Annotated in this window: 26 protein-coding genes; 16 read left to right on the plus strand and 10 right to left on the minus strand. The window is 59.1% G+C overall.

Going from position 1 to position 25,166, the window contains the following annotated elements; all coding sequences use genetic code 11:
• Positions 1 to 226 precede the first annotated feature (226 nt).
• The 3 genes from IB285_RS07550 (at position 227) to IB285_RS07560 (ending at position 2,186) form a co-directional block, all read left to right on the plus strand.
• Complete coding sequence (locus tag IB285_RS07550; RefSeq protein ID WP_190787603.1) at positions 227 to 1,186, plus strand: threonine ammonia-lyase; 960 nt, start codon at positions 227 to 229, stop codon at positions 1,184 to 1,186.
• Positions 1,187 to 1,255: 69 nt separating this feature from the next.
• Positions 1,256 to 1,708: an MAPEG family protein gene (locus IB285_RS07555; protein WP_190787604.1), complete on the plus strand. Its 453-nt coding sequence runs from the start codon at positions 1,256 to 1,258 to the stop codon at positions 1,706 to 1,708.
• A gap of 19 nt (positions 1,709 to 1,727) precedes the next feature.
• Complete coding sequence (locus IB285_RS07560; RefSeq protein WP_190787605.1) at positions 1,728 to 2,186, plus strand: MAPEG family protein; 459 nt, start codon at positions 1,728 to 1,730, stop codon at positions 2,184 to 2,186.
• Between the two features lie 16 nt (positions 2,187 to 2,202).
• Here IB285_RS07560 and trxB read toward each other — a convergent pair whose 3' ends face one another.
• On the minus strand, positions 2,203 to 3,180 hold the full coding sequence (gene trxB, locus IB285_RS07565) for a thioredoxin-disulfide reductase (RefSeq protein WP_190787606.1): 978 nt from the start codon (positions 3,178 to 3,180) through the stop codon (positions 2,203 to 2,205).
• Positions 3,181 to 3,259: 79 nt separating this feature from the next.
• A complete protein-coding gene (locus IB285_RS07570; protein WP_190787607.1) occupies positions 3,260 to 4,051 on the minus strand; it encodes a tyrosine-protein phosphatase in 792 nt (263 codons plus the stop codon).
• Between the two features lie 180 nt (positions 4,052 to 4,231).
• Here IB285_RS07570 and IB285_RS07575 point away from each other — a divergent pair, with 180 nt between their 5' ends.
• A complete protein-coding gene (locus tag IB285_RS07575; protein WP_190787608.1) occupies positions 4,232 to 4,690 on the plus strand; it encodes a response regulator in 459 nt (152 codons plus the stop codon).
• A 9-nt stretch (positions 4,691 to 4,699) separates the two neighbouring features.
• On the opposite strand, the gene IB285_RS07580 is transcribed toward IB285_RS07575, so the two are convergent.
• The 7 genes from IB285_RS07580 to IB285_RS07610 form a co-directional block, all read right to left on the minus strand.
• Complete coding sequence (locus IB285_RS07580) at positions 4,700 to 6,103, minus strand: alpha,alpha-trehalose-phosphate synthase (UDP-forming) (protein WP_190787609.1); 1,404 nt, start codon at positions 6,101 to 6,103, stop codon at positions 4,700 to 4,702.
• A 7-nt stretch (positions 6,104 to 6,110) separates the two neighbouring features.
• Positions 6,111 to 7,913, minus strand: a complete 1,803-nt coding sequence (locus IB285_RS07585) for a glycoside hydrolase family 15 protein (protein ID WP_190787610.1) — start codon at positions 7,911 to 7,913, stop codon at positions 6,111 to 6,113.
• Positions 7,910 to 8,653 (minus strand): trehalose-phosphatase, encoded by a 744-nt coding sequence (otsB, locus tag IB285_RS07590; protein WP_190787611.1) that lies wholly within the window; start codon positions 8,651 to 8,653, stop codon positions 7,910 to 7,912. The genes IB285_RS07585 and otsB overlap by 4 nt, the downstream gene beginning before the upstream one ends.
• Before the next feature lie 59 nt (positions 8,654 to 8,712).
• On the minus strand, positions 8,713 to 10,347 hold the full coding sequence (locus IB285_RS07595) for an acyl-CoA dehydrogenase family protein (protein ID WP_190787612.1): 1,635 nt from the start codon (positions 10,345 to 10,347) through the stop codon (positions 8,713 to 8,715).
• 69 nt (positions 10,348 to 10,416) lie between these two features.
• Positions 10,417 to 11,139, minus strand: a complete 723-nt coding sequence (locus IB285_RS07600; RefSeq protein WP_234033090.1) for a sulfotransferase-like domain-containing protein — start codon at positions 11,137 to 11,139, stop codon at positions 10,417 to 10,419.
• The gene (locus IB285_RS07605; protein ID WP_190787613.1) at positions 11,136 to 12,050 is read right to left on the minus strand and encodes an aminotransferase class IV; all 915 of its coding nucleotides are present in this window, start codon (positions 12,048 to 12,050) and stop codon (positions 11,136 to 11,138) included. The genes IB285_RS07600 and IB285_RS07605 overlap by 4 nt, the downstream gene beginning before the upstream one ends.
• Before the next feature lie 69 nt (positions 12,051 to 12,119).
• The gene (locus IB285_RS07610) at positions 12,120 to 12,389 is read right to left on the minus strand and encodes a LuxR C-terminal-related transcriptional regulator (RefSeq protein WP_190787614.1); all 270 of its coding nucleotides are present in this window, start codon (positions 12,387 to 12,389) and stop codon (positions 12,120 to 12,122) included.
• A gap of 573 nt (positions 12,390 to 12,962) precedes the next feature.
• Here IB285_RS07610 and IB285_RS07615 point away from each other — a divergent pair.
• From IB285_RS07615 to IB285_RS07665, 11 genes are all read left to right on the plus strand, one after another.
• Positions 12,963 to 13,421: a hypothetical protein gene (locus IB285_RS07615; protein WP_190787615.1), complete on the plus strand. Its 459-nt coding sequence runs from the start codon at positions 12,963 to 12,965 to the stop codon at positions 13,419 to 13,421.
• On the plus strand, positions 13,418 to 14,044 hold the full coding sequence (locus IB285_RS07620) for a hypothetical protein (protein WP_190787616.1): 627 nt from the start codon (positions 13,418 to 13,420) through the stop codon (positions 14,042 to 14,044). Before IB285_RS07615 ends, IB285_RS07620 begins: the two co-directional genes overlap by 4 nt.
• Before the next feature lie 21 nt (positions 14,045 to 14,065).
• The gene (locus IB285_RS07625; RefSeq protein ID WP_190787617.1) at positions 14,066 to 15,169 is read left to right on the plus strand and encodes a hypothetical protein; all 1,104 of its coding nucleotides are present in this window, start codon (positions 14,066 to 14,068) and stop codon (positions 15,167 to 15,169) included.
• Positions 15,170 to 15,235: 66 nt separating this feature from the next.
• The gene (locus tag IB285_RS07630) at positions 15,236 to 15,952 is read left to right on the plus strand and encodes a C39 family peptidase (RefSeq protein WP_190787618.1); all 717 of its coding nucleotides are present in this window, start codon (positions 15,236 to 15,238) and stop codon (positions 15,950 to 15,952) included.
• Between the two features lie 269 nt (positions 15,953 to 16,221).
• A complete protein-coding gene (locus IB285_RS07635) occupies positions 16,222 to 16,839 on the plus strand; it encodes a hypothetical protein (protein WP_190787619.1) in 618 nt (205 codons plus the stop codon).
• A complete protein-coding gene (locus IB285_RS15130; protein WP_190787620.1) occupies positions 16,836 to 17,480 on the plus strand; it encodes a peptidoglycan-binding domain-containing protein in 645 nt (214 codons plus the stop codon). Before IB285_RS07635 ends, IB285_RS15130 begins: the two co-directional genes overlap by 4 nt.
• Positions 17,481 to 17,549: 69 nt before the next feature.
• Positions 17,550 to 18,950: a hypothetical protein gene (locus IB285_RS07645; protein WP_190787621.1), complete on the plus strand. Its 1,401-nt coding sequence runs from the start codon at positions 17,550 to 17,552 to the stop codon at positions 18,948 to 18,950.
• A gap of 119 nt (positions 18,951 to 19,069) precedes the next feature.
• Positions 19,070 to 19,402: an ArsR/SmtB family transcription factor gene (locus tag IB285_RS07650; RefSeq protein WP_190789030.1), complete on the plus strand. Its 333-nt coding sequence runs from the start codon at positions 19,070 to 19,072 to the stop codon at positions 19,400 to 19,402.
• Positions 19,399 to 20,265, plus strand: coding sequence for an MBL fold metallo-hydrolase (locus IB285_RS07655; RefSeq protein ID WP_190787622.1), 867 nt, complete (start codon positions 19,399 to 19,401; stop codon positions 20,263 to 20,265). The genes IB285_RS07650 and IB285_RS07655 overlap by 4 nt, the downstream gene beginning before the upstream one ends.
• 23 nt (positions 20,266 to 20,288) lie before the next feature.
• Positions 20,289 to 20,708, plus strand: a complete 420-nt coding sequence (locus IB285_RS07660) for a YeeE/YedE family protein (protein ID WP_190787623.1) — start codon at positions 20,289 to 20,291, stop codon at positions 20,706 to 20,708.
• The gene (locus IB285_RS07665) at positions 20,708 to 21,118 is read left to right on the plus strand and encodes a DUF6691 family protein (RefSeq protein ID WP_190787624.1); all 411 of its coding nucleotides are present in this window, start codon (positions 20,708 to 20,710) and stop codon (positions 21,116 to 21,118) included. Before IB285_RS07660 ends, IB285_RS07665 begins: the two co-directional genes overlap by 1 nt.
• 87 nt (positions 21,119 to 21,205) lie before the next feature.
• Here the strand turns inward: IB285_RS07665 and IB285_RS07670 are convergent, their stop codons facing one another.
• Positions 21,206 to 22,771: a winged helix-turn-helix domain-containing protein gene (locus IB285_RS07670; protein ID WP_190787625.1), complete on the minus strand. Its 1,566-nt coding sequence runs from the start codon at positions 22,769 to 22,771 to the stop codon at positions 21,206 to 21,208.
• Between the two features lie 118 nt (positions 22,772 to 22,889).
• Here IB285_RS07670 and IB285_RS07675 point away from each other — a divergent pair, with 118 nt between their 5' ends.
• Positions 22,890 to 24,707, plus strand: a complete 1,818-nt coding sequence (locus tag IB285_RS07675; protein ID WP_190787626.1) for a serine hydrolase domain-containing protein — start codon at positions 22,890 to 22,892, stop codon at positions 24,705 to 24,707.
• Positions 24,708 to 25,166 lie beyond the last annotated feature (459 nt).

Here is a 25,166-nt window from a genome sequence, read left to right on the forward strand (position 1 = left end):
TGCAGGACCCACGACAATTGATCCGATGTTTCCTACGCGGCGCGAATTCGGCATAGCGGAATCATGGCAAATCCATTTCCAACAGCTGCGCACGTGTCAGGGTGCGAAAATAGCGGAATTCCGGGAGATTTTCTTGTCCCTGGACCGTGTAACACGCGGTCCATGTCTGGTGGTTGGCTGGGTGGCGCGGGTCGCCCCGGCCCGCAACAAAGGACGACCCAGATCGATGACTGAACTGCGCAAGCCGACGAGCGAGGGTGTGGCAAAGGCGCTCGCGAGCCTGGGGGCGATCCCCCTCCCCCCGACACCGCTCTTGCCTGTCGAGGTCGACGGCATGCGGTGCCACGTGAAGTGCGAGAACCTGCAACCCATCGGCGCCTTCAAGATCAGGGGCGCGTGGTGGCGATTGAGCAACCTTCAGGATGACCATGCCGTCGCCGTGTCGAGCGGCAATCACGCGCAAGGCGTCGCTTGGGCGGCAAGGCGCCTCGGGATCAGGGCGACCATCGTCATGCCGCGCGATGCTCCCAAGGTGAAGCTGGCGAACACGCGCGCTCTGGGAGCCGAGGTCGTGCTCTACGAGCGCGCGCCCAAGGACCAAGGGGGCGAAGACCGCGACGAGGTTGCAGCGAAGCTGATCGAGAAGCGCGGCGGTACCCTCGTCCACGCATTCGGCGATCCATGGGTGATGGAGGGTCAGGGCACCGCAGGGCTGGAAGCGGCCCGGCAGCTGGGGCGTGAGCCGAGCCGCGTCGTCACCTGCTGCGGCGGCGGAGGGCTGGCGGTCGGCCTGTCGCTCGCCTGCCCGAATGCCGCCATCCACATCGTCGAACCCCAAGGCTGGGACATGGTCGGCCAGGCTCTGGAAGCAGGCGAGCTCGTGCGCGTGGCCGCCGATCCGCCCAGGACGATCTGCGATGCGTTGCAACCCGACGTGACCAAGCAGCTCAATCTCGACATGCTGAGCGGGCGCGCGGAGCCGGGAGTGACGGTCAGCGATGACGAAGTGCGGGGTGCGCAGCGTTGGGCCTTCGCCAATCTGCGCATGGTGCTGGAACCGGGCGGAGCAGCCGCGCTCGCCGCGGCGCTTGCGGGGAAGGTGCCGGTCGACAGCGACACCGTCATCATGCTCACCGGCGGCAATGCCGATCCCGCGCGCTTCGCCGAGACCATTGCCGATGGGTGATCGGTTGCGTTTGACAATCGATCGTGGTTTGCGCAGGAAACGCTTCGAGGAAATGAGGGGATCACTTCAATGCTAGCGCAAATGCTCGCGCCCGCAGCGGTGCTGGTGCTGTGGACACTGATCATGCTGTTCTGGATCATACCATCGCGCTTCGGCGCGATTGCCAGGATTGAGGACAAATCCGTTCTCCCTCGAAAGGAAGGAGTCCGCGGCGGCGATCTCGAAGGGGTGATCCCGGACCGGGCGAATTGGCCCGCGCACAATCACACCCACCTGCATGAGCAGCCCACGCTGTTCTATGCTGTCACAGTAGTGCTTGCGCTCATGGGATCAGGCACTTTCGACATTCTGATGGCGTGGATCTACGTTGGTCTCAGGATCCTGCACTCACTCTGGCAAGTGCTCGTGAACAAGGTGCCCGTGCGCTTTGTTCTGTTCCTCCTGAGCTCAATCGTGCTGGTGGTCTTGGCAGTCCGCGCGGTGATCGCCACGCTGTTCGCCGACCCGAGCGTCGTCTCTTGAACACTTACGGGAACTGAAAATGATCGGAATGGATATCCTTCAACCCGCAGTCGCGCTGATGATCTGGACGATGATCATGTGGGCGTGGATGTATGCGAGCCGCATTCCCGCGATGAACAAGGCGAACATCCAGCCCGACGATGCTCAGGTCGTTGGCCTGCTGGATCAGAAGCTGCCAAACAAAGTCCAGTGGAAAGCGCACAATTACAATCACCTCCATGAACAACCTACCGTGTTCTATGCAGTCGCAATCGTGCTCGCGCTGCTGGGCGCGGGCGACGGGATGAGCGCCTTCCTCGCATGGCTATACGTTCTGCTGCGCGTGATCCACAGCGTCGTTCAGGTCACCGCCAACAAGGTGATGGTGCGCTTCGTCCTGTTCGCCTTGTCTAGTATGATACTGATCGCGCTCATTGTCAGCGCGGCCATGATCGTGTTTGGCGCGGGGGCTGATCAGAGCCCCTTCCTCTCCGCCTAGGAAAGCGCTCTGGGCGTTATTCAGCCGCTTCGGTTTCGGGCTCGGCTGAAGCGGCTTCCATGGTTGCGAGAAAGCGTTCTCCATCGAGCGCGGCCATGCAGCCCATTCCCGCAGCCGTGACCGCCTGCCGGTAGACGTGATCCGTGACGTCTCCGGCAGCAAACACACCGGGCAGCGCCGTTTTGGGAGTGCCGGGCTCCACATCGAGATAGCCGCTGTCATCCATCGCCAGCTTGCCCTTGAACAGCTCGGTCGCGGGAGCGTGGCCGATTGCGACGAAAGCACCGTCCACTTCCAGTGTCGAAGTCTCGCCGGTCACGGTGTCTTCGAGCACGAGGTGATGCAGCGCGCCGTCCTCGCCCGCCTCGAAACTTGTCACGGTCTTGTTCCACAAAGCCGAAATCTTCGGATGTTTGAGCAAGCGGTCTTGCAGGATCTTCTCCGCCCGCAGCTCATCTCGGCGGTGGATCAAGGTCACATCGTCCGAATGGTTGGTGAGGTACAGCGCCTCTTCCACGGCGGTATTGCCGCCACCGATCACGGCGACTTTCTTGCCGCGATAGAAGAAACCGTCGCAGGTTGCGCAGGCTGACACGCCCTTCCCGCCCAATTCCTGCTCACCCGGCACACCAAGCCACTTTGCCTGCGCGCCGGTGCAGATCACCAGCGTATCGCCGATATACTCATCGCCGCTGTCGCCGATCGCCTTGTAAGGCGGTCCATTTTCGAGATCGACCGAGACGATCGTGTCCCACATCATGCGAGTTCCCACATGCTCGGCCTGGGCTTTCATCTCTTCCATGAGCCACGGCCCCTGCACCACGTCGCGAAAGCCGGGGTAATTCTCGACGTCGGTCGTGATCGTCAGCTGACCGCCGGGCTGAAGTCCCTGGACCACGATCGGCTCAAGCATGGCGCGCGCGGCATAGATCGCAGCGGAATATCCTGCAGGGCCGGAGCCGATGATGAGCATCTTGGTGCGATGGGTGGCCATATTTCGAATTCCTGTTGTTCTGAAGCACCGACTTAAGCGTTCGGCAGCGCCGCTTCAATTCGCGGTGGAGAGGATTGTCTTATGCATCCACAAGCTGATCTTTGATCCGCTCACGTTTCGCAGCATCGACCCCGAGAACCTGTTCCAGATATGCATCGGTCGAACCAAACCGGTCTGTCATGGATTTGCGCGCGGCTTCAAGAAATTCCGCATCAACGCCCATGAGAACGCGCATAGTCGCCTCATCTTTTGCACCGTATTTGCCGCCCATCAACGCCATCCCATGCGCAATACGCTCTTCATTGCGCGGTGAATGATTGGTCAGCAGGTAATCGTGCATCGCGTCATCGGCATGCACGCCGAGGATGTGATGCAGGAGGTCGACCGCGATACCGGTCCGATCCTTCCCAGCGGCGCAATGGACGAGACTCGCCCCCGTCCCCGATGCCAGGGCGGTGAAATAGTCGCGCAGGACCGAGTTCAGGCCGGTTCGGTCAGGTAGAGCGCCGTACAGATCGACCATCGCCTTGTGAGCGGTCGATGCATCGACGCTGCCCTCTGCCGCTTCAAGATGCGGTGCGAGGCCAGCCGTCTCGCCTTCGAAGAAGAGCACCTCGGCATCGAAACCCTTGGGCCGCCGGCAGGTGTGGCGTTCGCGCTCGCTGTCTCCCCTGAGATCGACCACGTGTTTCAGGTCCAGCCCGGAAACAGTTTCGAGATCGCTCTCGGTCGCCTTGGCATGGTGACCCGATCGAAACAGCAGCCCGGTCTTGACGCGCCCCCCGCCAGCGACTGCGTATCCGCCGTAGTCACGCAGGTTGTGAATTGCCTCGGTTGAGAGGAACGGGCCGGTTTTCGTGTCTCGAATCATTGCTCGAAAGACTTGGCAGTGCACGGGGCCCCGTACAACCGCCCGAATGCGCGGATGCCGAATAATGGCCACGCCCCGCTACGTATCCATGCGTAGCCCATTGCAAAGGCGAAAGAGGTAACCTTCCGGATAACCACATCGCCATCGCGCCGACATTCCATATAATCCAAAGGCACATCAATGGCTTACGTACTCATCGCTGACGACGACGAACTGATCGCCGAGATGGCGTGCGATTTGCTGATCGATGAAGGACACGCGTGCGGCTGGGTGACGAGCGGCGAGGAAGCTTGGGATCTGATGCAGAAGAGACGGCCCGACATCCTGCTGCTGGATCAGGACATGCCCGGCATCTCCGGCGTCAGCTTGCTTCGTAAACTGCGCGGCTCAGCCAAATTCTACGATCTACCGGTCATCATGTTTACCGCGATGAGCGGCGAAGCGGACGAGGACCGGGCCATCTATGCCGGGGCTCAGGAATATCTGCGAAAGCCTTTCACACCGTCGGGGCTCATTAGTCGGATCGATAGGGTCTTGGCCAAGCGAGGTGACTTCGGGCATCTCGATCTGAAGACAAGACTGGCACGCGAAGCTGGCTTTCTCGATGAGGGCAGCCCGTTGGAGCGGCGCTTGGTCTAGAGGACGCAGTCAACCAGTGGCAAGATCGCTGCAAAACGTCTTCGTCCACGCTTGGACATTGTCATCGCGCACCGTTTCGATCATCGCCTCATAGCGGCTCTTGCGCTCCCCTAGAGGCATATCGAGCGCGGTTTCGATCGCGCGGGCAAGCGCATCCGGGCTATGCGGATTGACGAGCAACGCACCATTGCCGCCGCATCCGAGCTGGTGCGCAGCGCCAGCGAAATCCGAGAGTATCAGTACACCCGGATCGTTGGGGTCCTGCGCAGCAACGTACTCCTTGGCGACCAGGTTCATGCCGTCGCGTAGAGGCGTAACCAATCCGATCTTCGCTCCTCGGAAAAAACCGTAGAGTTCCGCGTGGCTGTATCCCTGGTTTACATACCGAATAGGGACCAGGTCGACCTCGCTGCGCGCCCCGTTGATCTGCCCCGTTTTCTGTTCGAGTTCGGCGCGGATTTTCTGGTAGCTCTCGACATCCTCACGGCTCGGCGGGGCGATCTGTATGAATACGAGGTCGCGCACGCGCTCGGGATGCTGGTCGAAGAAACGGCCGATACCATCGATCCGTTCCGGCAGGCCTTTTGAGTAATCGAGCCGGTCCACCCCGATCATGCCGGTGCGATGACGAGTGGAGGAAAGCAGGCGCTGCGTCGCCTGCCGTGCCTCGCCGCTATCACCCTGCTCCTGGAAGTGATCCCAATCGATCCCGATGGGATAAGCGCGCGCCGTTGTGGTGCGCCCCTCATGCGTGATCCGCCCGCTTTCCTTTTCGACCTCGGCACCCAGCTCGGTCTCGCAATAATGCACGAAACTCGATAGCCATTCCTCGGTCTGGAAACCGATGAGATTGTAGCTCAGCATGGTGCGAACCAAACGCTCATGGAAAGGCAGCGAAGTCAGCAGCCGTGTTGGTGGCCACGGCGTGTGCAGAAAAAACCCAATCCGGTTTTTCGCGCCAAGCTCCCGCAGACGGTCACCAATCGGGATCAGATGATAATCATGAACCCATACGAGGTCATCTTCCTCGATCAGCGGCATGACGCTTTCGGCGAAGCGTTCGTTCACCCGCTCGTAGCCGCGACCGGTCTCGTTTTCGAACTCGGCAAGATCGATGCGATAGTGAAACAGCGGCCACAGCGTCGAATTGGCATAGCCGTTATAATATTCATCCACGTCGCGGGTGCTGAGGTCGATTGTGGCGGTAGTTACGCCTCCACCGCGCTGGACGTTGATATTCCCAGTGCGGTCTTCACTCTCCTGACCGGACCATCCAAACCACAGGCCGCCGCGATCCCTGAGCGCCGCATTCAGCGCGCCTGCAAGTCCGCCCTGCGCACCTGCCGCCCCGCGCGCTTTGGGAACAGCGACGCGGTTCGAGATGACGACAAGTCTTGATGACGGGCGGCTCATAAGTGGATTATCGCACTTCACTCCAGGATTTGGACAGCAATCCGGCGCAGTTGATTACCCCTACCAGCGAGTAGGTCTGCGGGAAGTTCCCCCAAAGCTCACCGGTTTCATAGTCGAGGTCCTCCGAAAGCAGGCCCGATTGGGTGGTGTGGCTGAGCATGGTGGTAAAGAGCTTGCACGCCTCTGCATCCCGTCCAGCGAGATGAAGCGCTTCGATCAGCCAGAAGGTGCACACGTTGAAAGCGGTTTCGGGTGCGCCGAAATCGTCCTCGGCGGCATAGCGCAGCATGTGGTCGCCGCGGCGCAGGTGCTCTTCGACGGCGGCAAAGGTCTGTTTGAAACGATCATTTTCCGGCGAAAGGAAGCGCAATTCGACCATCTGGAGGAGGCTGGCGTCGAGGTAATCGCTTTCGAAGCTTGCACCGTAATGCCCGCCCTCCCCGTTCTCCTTCCACGCCTCGGCCTCGATCTTCTCGCGGATGGCATCCGCACGCTCGCGCCACAGCTTCGCCCGGTCGGTCTTGCCGATATGCTCGGCCACGTTGGCGAGCCTGTCGCAAGCCGCCCAGCTCATTACCGCTGAGTAGGTGTGCACCTCTTGCCGGGTGCGAAACTCCCAAAGGCCGGCATCGGGCTGATCATGCATCGCCCATGCCATCTTCCCGACCTGCTCGAGATTCTCGAAATCATGGCTGTCCGCCATGCGCAGCAAACGGGTGTCGAAGAATCCCTGCACGCTCGGCAAGACGATCTGACCATAGCAATCGTGCTGGATCTGCTTGTAGGCGGCATTGCCCCGGCGCACCGGTCCCATGCCGCGATATCCAGCGAGATAGCTTGCGGTGGTCTCGTCGAGCTCGCTTTCTCCCATCACCGAATAAAGCGGCTGGATCTGCCCTCCCCTCGCGCCGTCCACGATGTTGCGCAGATAGGAGAGGTACTTCTCCATGACATCGAGCGCACCCAACCGATTAAGCGCCTGGATCGTGTAGTAGGAATCCCTGATCCAGCAATATCGGTAATCCCAGTTCCGCTCGGAATCCGCAGCCTCCGGGATGGAGGTGGTAAGCGCAGCGACAATCGCGCCGGTCTCCTCATGCTGGCACAGCTTCAGCGTGATTGCGCAGCGAATGACCTCTTCTTGCCATTCCAGCGGGATCGCCAGCATCCGCACCCAGCGCTGCCAGTATTTGCGCGTCGCCTGCTCCATCGAGCGCACTTGCTCGCGGACATTCCCGACAAAGGGTTCATCCGGGCCGAGAAAGAAGTGCGTGTCTTTCTCGATCCGAAAAGTGCGGCCCTCCATGATGTAACCCACCGGTGCATCGGTTGAGAGGCGAAGTGCTTGCGGACCGACAAGGTAGCGAATGTGGTTGGTTCCGTGCGTGGTCTCAGCCACCTGCGCCCCGTAATTCTTGACCGGCTTCAGAACGACCCGAACACGCGGATTGCCGGCGATGGGGCGGACGATGCGGACATAGGCAACCGGGCGGTACATCCGGCCGGAACGCTCATAACGCGGGCAGAAATCGAGGATTTCGACAGCGCTGCCGTCTTTCGCCTCAAGCCTCGTGACCAGATTGGGCGTGTTGCGGATGTATTCCTGGCTCGCGCTTACCTGCCCTTCCAATTCAAACCGCCAGATGCCTGCATCGCGCTGGTCGCCATTCAGAAGCGAGGAGAACAGAGGATCGCCATCAACGCGCGGTACGCAGCCCCACACCAGCGCTCCCGTCTGGTCGATCAGGCCCGAAACCTGGCAATTGCCAACAGGCCAGAGTTCAAGGTTTGGGAGGCGTTCTTCGGTCATAATTCCAGCCATTCATGCACGGATTGAACATCGGGGAGAGAGTATTGCGCACCTGTGCCGGGGCGCGTGCCGACAAGAATGCCCGCCCCGCCAAACTTCGCGCAGGCGGAGAAACCTGCTTCATCGGTCAGGTCATCCCCGATGAAAATCGGACGCGCACCTGCGAAAGGTTCCTCCGCCATGAAAGCGGCGACAGCAGCACCTTTATTGGCGGACTTGGCGACAATCTCGACCACGGACTTGCCATGCTGCGCAGCCCATCCATGCCGGTCCGCCAATTGCTCGGCGAACGAGCGAGCAGCCTCGCCAGCTTCGGGATTGGAGCGATAATGGAGCGCAGCCCCGTGAGGCTTGTCCTCATAATCGATCATGTTGCTGGTAGCGAAGGCGCGCATTTCGTGGTCGATCTCCGCCGGGAGGCTCAAGGCGCCCTGACCAAGCACCGTACCATCGCGGCGGCGCATGTCCGATCCATGCGAGCCTGCCACTGCAATGTCGAGCGACCCCAGATGCTGTTCGATATCGGAAACCCCGCGCCCGCTGACGAGCGCGCAGCGCCCCTCCAGCCGATCCGCGAGCTTGGAAAGCTCGCGGGCCAATCCGGCGCGCGGCTCGATTGCATCGGGCCCCGGCGCCAATTCAACCAGTGTTCCATCGAAATCCAAAAACAGCGCGGCAGGCTGCTCCGCGATCAGCGAGGCAAGCGTTGGCGGCGGACCGAGAGCAATGCGGGAATGCATGATGCTGGCATAGAGCGTCAGGCCCGGGCGTCAATGAACATGCTGCACCGCAACAGGAATCAGCTTCGCTGAGCCGACAGCAGACCCTTCCCGATAACCTGCGCCTGTATCTCCGCAGCGCCTTCGAAGATGTTGAGAATACGCGCATCGCAGAGGACACGGCTAATCGGGTATTCGAGCGCATAGCCGTTTCCGCCATGGATTTGCACGGCGTTATCGGCTGCGCTCCACGCCGTGCGAGCCGCCAGCAGCTTGGCCATGCCAGCCTCGATATCGCAGCGATTTCCGCGATCTTTTTGCCGCGCGGCGAAATAGGTGAGCTCCCGGCTCATAACGATCTCTACCGCCATCAAGGCCAGCTTATCCGACACGCGGGGGAAGCGCGTCAGCGGCTCGCCGAATTGCTTGCGTCCCTCGGCGTAGTCGAGCGCGAGATCGAAGGCGTTCCAAGCCACGCCGATGGCCCTCGCAGCTGTCTGGATTCGTGCGCCTTCGAAAGTGCGCATCAGCTGTTTAAAGCCCTGCCCCTCGGCATCGCCAAGCAGCGCGCCGCTCGCCACGGCAAACCCATCGAAGCCGAGTGCGTATTCCTTCATCCCGCGGTAGCCGAGCACCTCGATCTCGCTGCCGTCGATGCCTTTGTCGGGGAATGGTTCTTCATCCGTGCCGCGCGCCTTTTCGGCGAGGAACATCGAGAGCCCGCGATAGCCGGGCTGATCCGGATCGGTGCGCACCAACAGCGTCATAAGATCGGTGCGCGCCGCGTGCGTAATCCACGTTTTCGCGCCGTCGATCTGCCACTGTCCGCTCTCGGTCTTCCGCCCGCGTGTGCGGACGCTCGCGAGGTCGGAACCGGTGTCTGGCTCGGTGAAGACCGCCGTGGGCAGGATCGATCCATTGGCGATGCCGGGCAGGAACTTCTGCTTTTGCGCATCGGTACCGTTTTCGCCGATCAGTTCGCCTGCAATTTCCGAGCGGGTGCCAAGTGACCCTGCGCAAATCCAGCCGCGAGAAAGCTCTTCGGAGACGATCGACATGGCGAGCTTTCCAAGGCCGAGCCCGCCATAGCTTTCGTCAATGCAGACCCCGAACACTCCGAGCTCGGCCATCTCGGCAATGATGCTCTCGGGAATAAGCGCGTCGGCAAGATGCCATTGATGCGCGCGCGGCGTGATGCGGTCTGCGGTGAAAGCGCGGAATTGCTCGCGCACCAGGTCGAGCGTTTCATCGCCCAAACTGTCATTCGGCCTTGCACCGCTTACAAGCAGATGCGTGAAGTCGGCGCGCGTTTCCGGCGTGCTTCCCTCTGCGAAAAAACGTCCAACCGCGGGATCGCTACCGAGGGTATGTGCAGCATCACCCATGCCAAGAGCGTAGGGACGAACCACTTCGCTGGCGCTCATTGGGACGCCATTGGCAAGCTGCGCACAATATTCGCCGAACCCGATCCGCAGGGTGAGTTCTTCGATAGGCCCCATCTGCCCGACAGCTTCCACGCGGGCGCACCAATCGACCGTCGCTTCCATCGCTGCAACAGTCGCCGCGATCCACGCAAAGCCATGAACCGCGTGCTGCTCCGCTGACATCAGAGCAGGATCGGATGCAACCCGCGCCCGAACGGCCTCTCGAACGGCGTTGGAGTAAGCCTGCGCCGCACGCGCGGCATCGCGCGCCAAGTCTATCCATTCACTCATAGGGAGGTCTGCTAGCAGAGCTTTTTCAAAAGAGGGACCAATTCAATTTGCGAGGCGCCTCGGCCCGGATCAGATTGCATGGGCTTTGAGCGCTTCGTAATCCCCACGGCAAGCCTCCGCGACTTCCGCATATTCGCCCTCCAGTTCAGGCAGCGGGCCCGATGCAGAACCAAATCCAGTCGACGCGTTTACCTTGTCGTACCAATGCGCGCCCCAAACACCATCATCTTCATGCGGGCCTTTCTCCCACGAAAGCATCGCTGGGTCCCACGAAATTCCGAGGACGGAGCAAAGCCTGGACAAGGTGCGATGCGAATCGCGAAGAATGTCGTCGGAATCGACCACCGGCGCAGGCGCGCCCGCCCTTTCGGTTTCAAAATCGAAATACTCTCGCAGCTTTGCGAAGCCCAGCATTTCGGGCCGGCGCAGCTCGTTCTTCGCGCGATAGCTCGCGACAACCCCTTCCGGCGCGCGGATAAGGAAAGCGTGCCTGTGCTCCGGAAAATCGGCGATCGATACCGGGCCGATCATGTGGTGCGGCATGTGCTTTTGATACCAGACAGGTTGGTTTTCTGGCGCATCGCCGGATTGCGTCTCGACAATGCTTCGCCAGTCGCAGTCCATATCCGCAATTGTCTCCGCGGCCATCGGATGAGGCTCGCCGCTGTGCTTGAGAAAGGCGCCGTAAAACGGTTCATCCGACACCGCGCAATCGCTGCGCGCGCCGAAGCTGCGCATCATCGCGGTCGAGATGTTTCGCGGGCCGCTCCACATGGCAATGCGGACGGTCAAGCGGCGTCTCGATCCATCAGCGCTTTATAAAGACCTTGCAACCGCTCGACCATCGGACCACGCCCATCTGTCAGATGCCTTCCATCCACCTCGGTCACGGGTACGACACCTGCAAAGGTCCCGGTCACGAATGCCTCATCCGCGCCATAAACGTCGGTGAGCGAGAAGTTTTTCTCGAACACCGGAATCCCTTCTTCGCGGCATAGCTGAATGACATTGCTGCGGGTGATCCCGCCGAGACAGTAATCGCCGCTGGATGTCCAGACCTCGCCTCTCCGGACAATGAAGAAATGCGTCGAGTTGCACGTCGCGACAAAGCCGTGCGGGTCGAGCATGAGCGCTTCGTCCGCCCCTGCCTGCGCCGCCTGAATGCAGGCCGTGATGCAGTTGAGCTTGCTGTGCGAATTGAGCTTCTGGTCCTGAACCGCTGGATCGCCGCGCCGGACATGGACCGTGAACAGCCTGATCCCGGTTTCGATGGTCGCCGGCAGGGGCGCCTTGTATTCCGGGATTATCACGATCGTCGCAGGCGAGATCACCACGCGCGGGTCCTGGTAAGGCGTCGAGCGGATACCGCGTGTGACCATCAATCGGATGTGCACACCGTCTTCGCCGCGCATGTTGTTGCCATCGATGGTCGCGCACAATCGGCCGGTCAGTTCCTCGCGGCTCAGCCCGATATCCATCGCTATGGCTTTCGCGCCTTCGTAAAGGCGGTCGAGATGAGCTTCCAGAAACGCGAGTCTGCCGCGTTGCAGGCGAAGCCCTTCCCAGACACCGTCTCCCAGCATGAACCCGCTATCGAACACCGATACGCTCGCCTCGGCGCGTGGCACCAGCGTTCCGTTGACGTTGATCAGCACCGCATCATTGCGCGGATCGGGCGCGAAATCGTGTGTCCCCTTGGCCATCGGCCTTGTTTAGGCGGATCGCCGGGACTGGCAATAGCTCACTTGGGACGTGCCACTGCCGCGTTTGGATCAGACCGGGTCGAGCCGGATCGTCTGCGGATGGAGAGTATTGTCCTCGATCGTCAAGATGCCTGACGCGACAGCTTTGCTGATCATATGAACGCGGTTTCGCGCTCGCATTTTCAGTCTCGCATTCTCAATATGACGTTCGACGGTTCTAGGCGCGATTTCGACATGTTTTGCAATTTCTTTAGTCGTCAAACCTCGAGCTGCCCATCTCAGTATCTCGTTCTCCCGCCTGGTTAACGGTATCGAATTCTCGGTATCGCTGATAATCACAAGCTTTATCCCTGCATCGTTGTTTTACTAACTATGCGAACCCAAAACTGTGAATTTCAAATATAAGATAGGTTAGCCTGTTTAGCTAACTACACTAATTTTTGTTTTATTATTTATTTTTCACTAATCCAGAATAGTATATTTATTGCATTATCGTCAACTGACGCGCTGCAGCTGGATCGCTTCTCAGTTCGGATCTGTGAAGATCGATAGATAAGCGTCTGACTGTCAAAGCGCTTTTTCCGCGAAGAACTAGAGCAGATGACGCCGTGTTTCGGCCGCCCCGAAGAACTCTTGGTTAAATTTACCTACAGGTTCTTACCAAGCGCAAATGCCTAAGGGAAAGCGACTCGGGACAATCATGCTGTAAATCAGCCGGATAGCCCGCGGCACGCGGTATCGGCACAATCAATCTCGAACACGGCAACCCACTGGCGAACACGGTGGGCGGTCCGTTGCGGGAGAGAAAACATGCGGGCACCTCAAACCAAACGTATATTCGCGAACATACGGTTTCGGCCTGTAACCCATGCCCCGATAGCGATCGCGGCGATATTGGTTGCGGCTGCTCCGGTGACCAGCGCGTCGGCACAGTCCGCCCAGATGGAAGCCGAAACAAGCCCGGGCAGCATGGTCGTGTTGCGAGAGGTCCCGACCCGGCCCGCTCAGCACGATGCGGCGGGCGAGGCGCTAACCGTGACGCTCGCACCCAATGACGCCTTCGCCGATGCGCTCGATCTTGGCCTTGCCGAACTCGACGATGCGCAGGCGGCAACGATCACTTCAAGTGTAATGAACGGCCTCAGCTTTCTGAATCAGGTCGATGCCGGCAGTGCGGCGACGGACTCGTTGATCGCGGACAGTCTCCAGCAAAACGGGCTGTCCTTCCTGAACGGCTCGGGACCGACGTCCGCCGGATCGATCGTTTCCGGCTCGGTCGATGCGAGCTTAGCAGCAGCAAACTCGGCGATCGGAAGCGCCCTAGGCTCGGTATCAGGCGCACTCGGCGGTCTAAACGGAACCGGGCAATGACCAAAGTGCGCAGCCCCCTCTCAATTCTTGGTCTTGCTCTGGCACTTAGCTTCAGTGCGACCGCCGACGCGCAGGACGCCCAGGCGCCCTCCCCCGAAAAGCCCGGTGACTATATCGAGATCGGTAACGAGATCGGCGAATTCGATGGCGTCCGTCAGCTCAATATCGCCGCAGGAAACGGGAACCAGCAGGCAAATGTCGCCTCTGTCGCTTCCGGCGATTTCGCGATCAACACGGCCGTCGTCGCACAAGCCGCGGACCACACCCAGCCCGAGGAAAGTCGCACTTATTCTGCACGAATTGTCGGTGAAGCCTTCGCAGACAGCCACGGCCTGACGGCGATCAATATCGCCGCAGGGTCCGACAACCAGCAAGCCAACCTCACATTGATAACAACCGGATTGGAAGGGCAGATCGCGAGCACCGCATTGCTTTCGCAGACCCGCGCTTCCTCAGACCCGAAGGGGGCGAATAACTCTTCCGCAGCATCCGAATACACAGCGCAGATCGATCCGACTGCGTTCGGAAACAGCAGTGGGATCGTTCAAGTCAGCCTCATCGGTGGCACGGGGAACACCTCGGCCAATGTCGCTGTGCTGTCCATGGAGGTCGGCACGAATTGAGCCCAGAACAGGAGAATTGAAATGCGAAAACATGTGCTCCTCGCAGGCGTAGCGGCAGCAGCCGTATCGTTTGCACCAGCCACCACGATCGCCCAGGATGGTACCCTGGCCGACATCGTCGATGAACTCGGCGATTCACTCGAAGAGCGGCCCGATGAAGGCGTCAGCCTTGGTCTCGAAGGCACTGCCGAAGTGCACTATGAGAACGAAATCGAAACGGAAATCGAAACCGATGTCGACTTCACCAAGGATGTCACGCTTGTCGGTACGGTCAATCTGAATGGTGACATCAATGTCGATGCCGCCGCAGTTGCGATCGTGGACAACAAGCAAGCGCTTATCGGAAACACGCTCTATTTCAGTGAAGAAAACGAGCTCAATGGCGAAAATGGCTTCGTCGATCCGGTCTTCGGACCAGGATTTAGCGAAAACGGTGATCTCGGTGCGCCATTCGACTTCCTCGATGGTGACCTTCAACCGCAAATCCGTGTTGGATTCTTCGCGCCCGTGGTCAACACGGTCGATGGTCTGACACTCGACGTTGAAGGCAATGTCGGGATCAACCTTTCCGCCGGGTATTACAATATCCAGGAAAACATCGCGGCATTGGCAGTTTCGAACTTCGAAGGGACTGACGATGATGCCGGTGGCATGGCGGAAGCTTCGCTCACGACGCTTCAGCTGTCGACGCTCAACTTTATCGGCGAAGATCCTGTGAACGATCAGGCTGAAGACGATGAGGAGGCCGGTGGCTCCGCCAATGACTGGCGTATCCGGAACACCGTGTTCGCAACCGATAGCTCGGTTACCGTGAACGGCAATGCAGGGATCAACGCTGCTGCCGGTGCGATGAACACGCAGAAGAATGCGCTTGTCCTGGCAGTCGCGACCGATTCGGCCATGGCCGAAGCGACAGCCGGTGTGATCCAGGCCAGCGTCGGAAACCTCATCGACGTACAGGATGAGATCAACATCGTGAGCCCCGGTTCGTTTGAAGGTGCAGGCAATCTCGGCGTGAATATCGCCGCGGGCAGCATGAACCATCAGATGAACTCGCTGATCGCTGCAGTCGGTCTGGCTGGAGCCGGGAATGGTGGCGGTACCCCGCCGGACGACCCCAGCTGAGGCTGACCACTGTTTGGGGAGCCGGTTCGCTGGCTCCCCAACCTTTTTTTGGAAAGCAACGGGATCATGCGAACTGTCTGCCTGCCCTTGATCAGCATCGGGATGCTTTGCAGCCTTGCAGGGTGCGCGAGCGCGCCCGGAGGCATCCAGCCATTTGCCGTCGGGCAGGAGGGACTCCGCGCCCAGCCGCTCTACAAGCCGGTATCCAGCTGGCGGACCCGCAAATTCACCAACCTCGTACGTCAGCAGACCGATTTCAGCTGCGGTGCTGCCGCGCTGGCGACGATATTCAACTACGCATACGGCAAGAATACGAGTGAGCAGCAAGTCCTCGTGAACATGCTGAAAATCGCCGATCCGGATGTGATCCGGGAGAAGGGATTTTCACTGCTCGACATGAAGAATTACGTTCTCGCGGTCGGCATGACCGGGCAGGGTTACGAAGTCGAATACGACGCGCTCAAGAACCTGAAGGTTCCGGCGATCGCTCTGCTGGATATCAAAAACTACAAACACTTCGTGGTCGTAAAGAAGGTGCGCGATGATTTCGTCCAGATCGGCGATCCCGCACTTGGCAACCGGACCATGTCACGGCGCGATTTTCTGAAATCGTGGAACAACGTCGTCTTCGTCATCGTCGGCGATGGCTTCGATCCTGACACGGTCCTTCTCAACCCGCCCCCGCCCCTTTCCGCAGCGCGGCTTTATGGCCTGCGCTCTCCCGTCAGAAACGCGGAGATTTACGACCAGGGTCTCGGGCCAGCCTTCAACTTCGTCTTCTAGGACAAACGGCCATGGCACATTCACCATTTGAAAAAGAGAGCACGAGAACCCGCCCCATCGCGAATTGGCACCGGGCATTCCGAAGCTGCCTGCTGACGGTTGGATCGCTTTCGCTAATTTCCGCAGCTCCGCCCGAAACCGGCCTCGAGGGCCTAGGGCGCGAGATTTCCGACGATGAAATGTCGGATATGCGCGGTAAATTCATCAGGTCCAACTCCATTCATTTCTTCGGCGTCGAACTGTTGCAGAGCTGGCAATCGGCTGACGGCGTGACGCTGATGGCGACCCTGCAATTCAACGTCGACTTCGCGAACGGCGCGGGCAACTTGGATGGCGCGGTCCCGACGGTTCAGATCTCGTGGAATCGCGTCTGCGCAACCTGCGCGGACTCCACCATGGACGTGTCCGGCATACAGTCCGATTTGTCCAACAGCGCACAATTGGCCCAGTCCGAACCGGCGCTCTCGATCGGCAAATTCGGCAGCATCGACGGCCTCGTGCAGACGCAAGAACTCGCTGGATCGGATAACAATGTCCTCAATAATATGCGCGTGTCCGTCGTCCCCGCGGCGTCGCTTCAGTCGCTTCCCGCTGATGAGGCTTCCTCGATTTCATCGAGCGTGTCGCATCTGACCGACCAAGGCGAATCCATCGATTTCAACGTGGCCCGCAATGAGCTCGGCATCGCGATGACCCGCGGGAGCGAATCCGTTCGCCAAGGCATCAGCGGCGAACTCAACCAGGCGGCTCAGCACGTGATCCTCCAAAGCAGCCTCAACGCAATCCGCAACGAGATGGCGATCACCGTCGGCGTGAATGACCTCAATCAAGCAAGGCAGCACAGCGTGCAAACCGCCCTATCAGCGATGAAGGGGAGAGGAATGTGAACAGGGAAAGCGCACGGCGACTGGCATCGCCTATCAAGGATGGCATCGGCGGGGCGACCTGCGCTTTGATCGCCTTTGCAACCTTGAGCATTTTCAGCGCGCCTCATGCGAGGGCCGAGACGGTCGATCACCAATTCGCGGTCGAGGATGCCGGGCGGGCCAATTGCGCCGACTACCTCGCGGCGCGCGAGGGCGGAACGAGGCAATCGGCCCGCTACATCGGCTTTATCGAGGGGTATCTGACCGCCGCCAATCGGTACGAACCCAACACTATTGACCTGACACCATGGCACACGCCTGAGGCGTTCGCGCTGATCCTCGACCAGCATTGCAAGCGCGCGAAGGAAGAAGGTCTGGCGATGGTCGCGCAGCGGCTCGTCGTGTCGATGATGCCGCACCGCCTCGCAAGCAAATCCGAACTGGTCGAGGTGCGCGAGGGCGACAAGAGCGCCGTCGTCTACGAGAGGATAATCTGGCGGGCGCAGAACCAGCTCGCGCGCCGCGGGCTTTATCGCGGCGAACCCGATGGGAAGGATTCTCCGCAGTTCAGGCAAGCGCTCACCCAATTCCAGCGGCTCGCAAAGCTCGATGAAAGCGGCGTCCCCGACGTCGCGACTTTGTGGGTGCTGCTCAACCCATAGCAAGCAGGAGCGCACAACCTTCCGGGTCGCACAGAGAGAAAAACATCTGACCAGAGGGGAGAGTGAAAAATGCCCGACATAGCGAGAAGAGCAAGCGTGCTGCTTGCCACGGCCACCGCGCTGCCTTTTGCAACGACCGCCGCGGCTCAGGATGCAGATCCTCTAGCGGAGTGGATCGAAAGCGACGATCTCAGCCAGGAGCTTGATGAAGCGGTTCAGCCGGACATGGCTACAGAACTTGCAGAGCTGCGCGCGCGTGACAGCGCTTCGCGCCAGAGAATTGCCGATCTTGAGGACCGGCTAGACCGTTTGGAAAAGGTCGCTGGACTGGCCGGTGCATACCCGCTCAATGCCGCGGAACAAGCGGCGATGCGCGGTCGGGGTTTCGGTACGAACGTGATGTCACCGACCTATCGCGGCGACCAAATCGAGCTGCTTCGCGGGCCAAGCGGCTTCGTGAGCGCCATACAGGACCAGGAACCGGAAGAGACGGAATCCGCCACCCGGCGCGAGCCTGCGCCGTCACAGTCGGTCACGGATATAACGGAAGATGCGCAAGGCTATTTCGGGCGGCGCTTCAGCTTCGAGACCGGCATCAATTACGCGCATTTCGATGACGCGCGCATCAACCTGAGCGGGTTCCTGGCGCTCGATGCGATCTTTCTCGGCCTCATCAGCATCGATGAACAGAGCTCCGATATCATCACTACCGATTTCACCGGACGCTTTGCCCCGAGTGACCGGCTGCAATTCGACGTGAACGTTCCGGTGATCTACCGCTCCTCCGTTTTCCAGTCGGGCGGCGCCGGCGGTAACGCCTCTGGCCTCGCCGATGCGCGTGTCGAGGAATTCGGCATCGGCGATATCAATGGCGGCGTGAGCTATCGGCTGCTGCGCGAAACCGTAAGGCGGCCCGATGTGGTCATAAACGCCCGTGTAAAGGGTCCGACCGGCCGCGACCCGTTCGGGATCGGGCTGGTCGAAGTGCCCGGCACAGAGGGTAATCTCGAAGTTCCGGAATCGCTATCCACGGGCAGCGGCGTTTGGGCAGCATCCGTCGGCGCGTCCGTGCTGAAGACGCTCGATCCGATGATCGTTTTCGGGAACCTCACCTACTTCCATAATTTCCAGCGCGGATTCGAAGATATCGACGAGATAGAAGGTTTGCAGCCGGGCGACGTCGATATTGGCAACGCCATTCAGTTCGGCGCAGGCTTCGCCTTCGCCCTGAACGAAAAATCGAGCATCTCAACCAGCTTCACTCTCCGCTATGGCGATGAAACGCGTTTGCGGTTTGACGAAGGAGAATTCAGCGATGTCATCGGTAGCGGGTCTACCGTCGGGCTGCTCAACCTAGGCGCCACCTTTGCCATTTCGGACCGGATTTCACTGCTCACCAGCGTCGGCGTAGGGATGACAACCGATGCACCGGACGTGACAGTGAGCGCGCGCGTGCCGTTCCGGTTTTAGGCTCCCAAGCACGCCTATGGACACGGTACCAGCGAGATATACCACGGCGCCCACTGAGAAGCGGAAACTTGACTCATCGCCTTTAATTGCATAATTCATTAAATATGCAATTAAAGGCGATGGAAGAAAAAGCCTCCAAGGTAAGCGAGCTCCTCAGACTGCTTTCGCATCGGGACAGGCTTATGGTTCTATGCCATTTGGCGCAGGGAGAAATGTCTGCGGGCGAGCTGGGACAGGCACTAGGCCGCAAAGCTCCTGCCATGTCTCAGCAGCTCGCCATATTGCGGCGCGAAGGCATCATCGCGGCCCGGCGCGAAGGCCAATCGATTTTCTATCGGATCTGCCACGAAGATGCCGTGGCGATCATGTCTTTCCTCTATGCTCGGTTTTGCAGCGACGACGCGGAAAACCTCGCGGTGTCCGGCGCGGAAAGTGAGGTTGAACGGGCATGAGCAATCCGGTCGTCACCTCTTTCTTTGACCAAGCAACCAAGAATGTCAGCCACATCGTGGCCGATCCGGACACACGCCAATGCGCGATCATCGATCCGCTTTTGGATTACGATCAGTCCTCGGGACGAACGTCGACCGAATCTTCCAATGCTATCATCGAATATGTGAAGAGCCAGGGTCTTTCGGTGGCTTGGATTATCGACACCCACATACACGCAGACCATCTCTCTGCCGCGCAGCGTATCAAGGCCGAGCTTGGTGGTCGATTGGGCATCGGGGGACACATTTCCGAAGTTCAGCGCGTTTTCAGCGAGGTTTTCAACACCGGATCGTGCTTCATTCCGGACGGCTCCCAATTCGATCATTTATTCCGCGATGGGGAAACATACCAAGTCGGCAATATCGAGGCACGTGCCATCCACACTCCGGGCCACACACCAGCCTGTATGACCCACGCGATTGGCGACGCAGCATTCGTTGGCGACACTCTGTTCATGCCCGATTATGGAACTGCACGCTGCGATTTTCCCGGAGGCGATGCGCGGACCCTGTATCGCTCGATCAAGCGTATCTTCGCCCTGCCCGACCAGACGCGCATATTTCTCAATCACGATTATCTTCCAGCCGGACGCACCGAGTATCGCTGGGAAACCACCGTCGCTGAGCAACGCCGCGAAAACATCCATGTCCGGGAAGGGATCAGCGAAGATGATTTTGTCGCCATGCGGACAGAACGCGATGCTGCCCTCGCAATGCCGAACCTGATGATACCCTCCGTCCAGGTCAACATGCGCGCAGGCTCTTTTCCCCCTGCAGAAAGCAACGGGGTCGCCTATCTTAAGGTACCGGTAGACGCCTTGTGACCATAACAGCCTTCCCTGGAGCGATGCCCTTCGAAGGCCTGATTGGCGGGCTCCTGATCGGGTTAGCCGCTGCGCTGCTGCTGCTGGGTTCTGGACGCATAGCGGGGATTAGCGGCATCGCTGCGAGAGCATTATCGCTTAGTCAGTCCGGCATTTCGGCGTCGTCTGCATGGATGTTCATGGGCGGCCTGCTGCTTGGAGCCATCGCTGTTCATTTCCTGATTTCCCCGATCGAATCCAGCTTCCCTCCTTCAAACGCTTTGCTCATTTTCGGCGGCTTGCTTGTGGGGTTCGGCACCCGGCTGGGGAGTGGTTGCACCAGCGGTCATGGGGTTTGCGGGATGTCCCGATTCTCCCGTCGATCCTTCGTCGCCACGCTGACTTTTATCGCGAGCGGAATAACTACGGTCGCACTTGCAAATGAGGCGGGATGGGCATGGTGATGCGCCGTGCCCTCGTTTCGCTCGCGTCAGGCGGCCTGTTCGGATCCGGCCTGGCGGTCTCCGGCATGATGGACCCGAAACGCGTCAGAGGGTTTCTCGATATCTTTGGCGATTGGGATCCAACACTCGCTTTCGTCATGGGAGGGGCAACAGCTGTCATGGCCTTGGGCTGGCTCATCCAGGGCCGCATGCCAGCACCCGCCTTTGCCGACGAGTTTCAGTTGCCTGGCACGCGTTTGATCGACCTCAGGCTGGTGACAGGCTCGGCCATGTTTGGCATCGGTTGGGGATTGGCCGGGCTTTGCCCTGGCCCCGGGCTCGCAGCGCTGGTTATCGAGCCCATGTCGGCCGGAATCTTCGTCGCGAGCATGGTCGCAGGAATGGCAGTTCATCGCGCCGCAAAGCTCTGATCGACGACCATGCAACACGCGTTCGAAAGACCAGGCGAAGCAGCACCGTGCTGATCTTTGGTGACGGAAATATGTTGCCCTGCTTGCTCAGCTCTTGATTGCAAGAGCAAGCTTTGTGTTGCCCTCTGTCAATCGCCGCTGCGCAATAAGTTCGCGCATGATCCGATCCTCCAAATCTTGCCATTCGATCGAGCCTATTACCTCTTCGAGAAATGGGGACTGCTCAAGCCACTTGATATCCCTCCAGCCCAGGTTGACTGCCTGCGCCATTAAAGCCTTTGCCTCCTCGTTTTCGCCGAGGGCAGCGAATACCTCAGCCAACTGTATCCGAAATTCCGGATCGGGATCGCTGTCGAGTTCGGAGAGCTTGGAAGGTGAAAGTAGCTGGCCAGCGCGCGCTTTACGCCCAGCCATCGCATCCAGCGCTGCGAGATCGTACTGACCTTTCCAGCCGGCAGCCTCCAGGGCGCGCCTCGCGTCATCGACATGTCCAAGCGCGATTTTCGCGCGCCCTTTTAATTGGAGGATCGAGGGAGCCGAGCGATCGTCACCCTTGGCCTGCTCGAGCGCTTCGAGTGCAGCACTAGCGCGGCCATTGCGAAGGTGAGATCTCGCGATCTCGCTTAATACGACGACCTGTCCCGGATTGAGAGTGAGGGCCTTTTTACGCCAGCGCTCAGCGGCCGGATGATCGATCAGTTCGAGACTCTGAGCGATCTGTATCTCGGCGTAGCGCGATCTCCCGCCCGCCGCCAGCACCTGAAATTCCAGATCGAGTGCCTGATATAGCTGTCCTTGTACCAGCAACACGTAGGCTGCGCTCGAGCCTGCAGGCGCATTGTCCGGATCCAATTGATAAGCGTATTGCAGCGCCGACAAGCTCTCATTCATGCGCCCTTGAGAGCCGAGCGTATAACCCAGCGCAGACCAAGCATTGCTGTCCTCGGGCCTTTCCTCGATCAGCGCGCGAGCGAGAGCTTCGGCTTCTTCCTTGTTTTCGAGGCCACCGCCAAACTTGGTCGCCTTGGTCGACAAAGCAAAGCTGAGCGTAAGGCGCGCGTCGAAATTGTCAGGCTCTCGGTGCAAGGCATCGCGGAGCATGGCAATAGCGCGATGGGTCTCGACGGATTGATGGAGACCAAGCTGCTGGTTGGCACGCGTCACCAAAAGAGACACTTCTGAAGCCTTACTAGCTTCCGATGTGTCTTGCGCGGTTTCCGAACCGATATCGGGCGCAACGAAGAAAATGACGACCGCAATCAACACGCTCGCCAGTCCATAGGTCGCCGCGGCATCTTGTGGTGCCTTAAGGGATGGCCACTTCCTTCTAGCGGCCTTAGTCTCCAGTCTTCCAGCTGTACTGGCGATAGCATATCCGGACCCGCGCACAGTGCGAATGTAAATGGGGTTTTTCGGATCGTCGCCCAAGGCCTTCCGCAGCAGCGCGATCCTTTGAGAAACGGTTTCGTCGCTGACATGCTCGGCATTCCAGACGGCCTGCGCGAGAACCGAATTGCTGACCGGCTCGGGAGCTGCCCGAACCAAGCATAGCAGCGTATCGAAGCTCAAATCGGAGAGCCTTATTACGCGCGTGCCTCGCCAGACTGAACGCGCTTCAGTGTCGATGATCACATCGTTGAGGACATATTGCACAATGCATCTCTTATCGCCGCAGAAAAGCGATGCTTCAAGAATCTTCAAGTTTCTTCACGTGACGCAAAAAGTCGCCGGGACAATGCTTCGCTGATTGATGTCATTTGGGAAACGAGAAATGAAAAAGCGCATCGCACGCGCCACACTCGGAGCGGCATTGCTCTCGGTAAGCGCCTCTGGGACAAGCCAGGAGCAAAGCGGCGAAGCAGCAAATACCGCACCGTTCGGCTTGTGGGTGTGGAGTGCCGAGGAGCCAGATCCTTCGCGCGCCCTGACGCTCAAAATGATCGACGGTAGTTGGCTCGCCGACGTCGATGGCTCCATAGTAAAGGCGAGGGGAAGCAAGAGCGAGATTTTGTTGATGCTGCCCGACGGGCAGGCTTTTCGCGGCCAGTTGAATGCCGATAGATCCGAAGTGAGCGGATACTGGTTTCAGCCGCCAAATCTACTCGACTACCAATATGTCGCTACGCCTGTGGTGCTGAAGTCCACGGATCGGGACAAGTGGCGAGCCAACATTGAAATTCAGCCCCGGCCATTCACAGTATTTCTGGATGTATTCAAAGGCAAAGATGGGAGCACTGCAGCCGTCATCAGGAACCCTGAGGGTAACAATACTCTGGGCGCAAGTCAGTTTAGGGTGGAGGCAGAATCTACAGGTGGATGGAGCCTCGTCAGCGGAAGCGGTGAACAAGAACAGCGACATCGCCTCTTTCAACAGGAACACGGAGGGCTAAGGCTCCAGTATGATCGTTTCAATGAACCCATCGGCTTAATCCCGGCAAGCCATACCGACCGATTGGCTTACGTCAGTCGGCCTGATAATCGGGGTACGGAAAGCTACAGCCCTCCGCCGCAGCTTAATGACGGATGGCGCGTCGGCACACCCGAACAGGCGGGCTTCGACCGTGAAGCGCTGCACAAGCTGACGGATAGGATCGCAGGGCTCGATCCCAGGACCGAGCCGCATCTTATCCATTCATTGTTGATCTCACGACGAGGGTCGCTCGTATACGAGGAGTATTTCTACGGTCACGGTTGGGAGAAGCGCCATGATGTACGATCGCTCGGCAAAGTGTTCGGCTCGGTCATGGTGGGTGCCTTGCAGCAGCAAGGGCACGCCATCACGGCCGAGCATCGCCCTGTCGCCGGATTGCTGCGGGATGCAGGCATCCCTGCCGGCGACGACCGCAAAGCCGATATCACGCTACACGATTTGATGACCTTCACCAGCGGCCTCGATTGCGATGTCAATTCTAGCGAGTCGGCTGGCAACGAGTGGAACATGTGGGAGCAGGAAAAGGAGCCAGACTACTGGCTTTACACCGCGAAACTCGCGATGTTTCATGACCCGGGAAGCCGCTACGCTTACTGTTCCGGCAGCGCTAATCTTGTTGGCGCCAGTCTGGTCGAATTCGGCGAGGCTCCTGTCCATCAGCTCTTCGACGAACTCATAGCAAAACCACTAGACTTCGGTCCCTATCACTGGGCGCTTGCGCCAAACGGCGAAGGCTATCTGGGTGGCGGTGCCTATATCCGGCCACGCGACATCCTTAAGATTGGCAAGATGTATGTGTCCGAAGGCAGGTGGAATGGGCGCCAGATCATAAGCGCCAATTGGGTTGAAGAGTCGACAAAGCCCTATATCGAGATCAGTCCTGAAACGACGGGTATGACACCGGAAGCCTTCCAAAACAGCTACTTCGGCGGATTGCAAGCGTACATCTGGGTTCTGAACCCTATTGTTGTGGGTGATCGCAGCTACACGTCATATCAGGCCAGCGGCAATGGAGGGCAATTGCTGATTGTCGTCCCCGATCTTGAGCTGGTGGTCGCTATCACCGGCGGTAATTACCGCATGGGCGGCATTTGGGGCCGCTGGCGCGATCAAATCGTCGGGGGGTACATTATTCCTGCATTGACCGATCTTTTGTAAGTCAATGCCTGCTCATCGATTTTGTTCATATTGAATCAAACGCCCAGGGACCGGCCTAGAAATGCACGAATATCGACTCTGCGGGGTTGAGCTGGCGCTTCGAAATCGTCTTTTTAGGCATCGCAACCGTTTTGGTTCGGTGTCGGACTTCTGCCCAAGTCTGAAAATCCACGATTGGCAGAAGAGGCGGGACGTAAATCGAGAACTTATAATATCAAAATATATGAATTTAGTTCGAGAAAACTGGGCCGGTACCCCAACTTATATTCCCAGACGAACGCGCGCATGCCTACGCATCCGCCAGGGTATTGCGCCCGGTGTTGTTTGCCATGGCAAATGAGGCGCGTTCTGTCCGCAGTGCAGCGTCATAAAGCGAGACATCTCGCAACATGTAGCCACTTGCCGCTGCCATCCAAACATGAGAACTTTGGCGAGAATAGCAGCAAGCGAAACTTCCCG

It is taken from the genome of Erythrobacter rubeus (assembly GCF_014705715.1).
Classification (GTDB): domain Bacteria; phylum Pseudomonadota; class Alphaproteobacteria; order Sphingomonadales; family Sphingomonadaceae; genus Erythrobacter; species Erythrobacter rubeus.